1 protein-coding gene is annotated in these 1,131 nt (G+C 46.2%); it reads left to right on the forward strand.

Annotation, left to right across the window (positions count from 1 at the left end):
• Positions 1–175: 175 nt before the first annotated feature.
• A partial coding sequence (locus A3766_RS25275; protein WP_231882991.1) for a 1-acyl-sn-glycerol-3-phosphate acyltransferase occupies positions 176–1,131 on the forward strand: 956 nt, incomplete at its 3' end.

The raw sequence follows: 1,131 nt of genomic DNA on the forward strand, positions 1-1,131 counted from the left end.
ACTTGTTCCGGTCACTTTATTTTGGGGTCGCTCCCCCGAAAAAGAAAAGTCATGGTTTAGATTACTTTTTTCTGACGGCTGGGCGGTATCCGGGCCTTTCAAAAAGCTCTTGATAATACTCCTTCACGGCCGTCGCAGCCTAGTACAATTCAATCAGCCACTTTCTGTGCAACAAATGCTCGAGGAAAGTAAGCAAGACGAGAAGATTTGTGCTCGAAAAGCCGCTCGTATTTTACGTGTTCACTTTCGTCGTGTACGCCAAACCGTGCTGGGCCCGAACCTATCTCACAGACAAAACCTCGTTCACGGCATTATTAATAGCGGCCCAGTGAAAGCCGCAATTGAGAAACACGCCAGTGAAGAAGGTAAGACACCAGCCCAGTCCAGACAAATAGCTTTAAGCTACGCAGACGAACTGGCTTCCAACTTACAAATATCCACCATCCATTTTCTTGAACGTTTACTCAATAAACTGTGGAATAAGATTTATAACGGTATCAGCGCTAACAATGTCGACAAAGTCCGTGATGTCACCAAAGATCACGCTGTCGTCTACGCACCTTGTCATCGTAGCCACATCGATTACCTATTACTTTCTTCCAAATTATTTGAAGAGGGAATCATGGTGCCACATATTGCAGCGGGCATTAACTTAAACCTTCCTATTGTCGGTTCAATTTTACGCCGCGGCGGTGCTTTCTTTATGCGCCGAAGCTTCAAGGGCAACCCTCTGTACTCAACGGTTTTCTCTGAGTATATCCACACCATTTTCAAACGCGGCTACTCAGTAGAGTACTTTGTTGAGGGTGGTAGAAGCCGCACAGGACGCACACTTTCGCCTCGCGCTGGCATGGTAGCGATGACTGTCACCTCCTATCTCCGTGACCAACAAAAGCCTATCGCCTTTGTACCCACCTATTTCGGCTATGAGAAAGTATTAGAGGGCAGTTCTTATCAAGGCGAGCTTCGTGGCAACAAGAAGCAAAAAGAGTCTATATTTGGCCTATTCAAATCACTTAAAAACCTACGCCGCTCTTTTGGTAAAGTTAGCTTGAACTTTGGTGAACCTATCTACCTTGANGCCTACCTGGACCAACACCAAGAAAACTGGCGAGACTTTACGGGAATGCA

The sequence above is a fragment of the Oleiphilus sp. HI0132 genome (assembly GCF_001635845.1).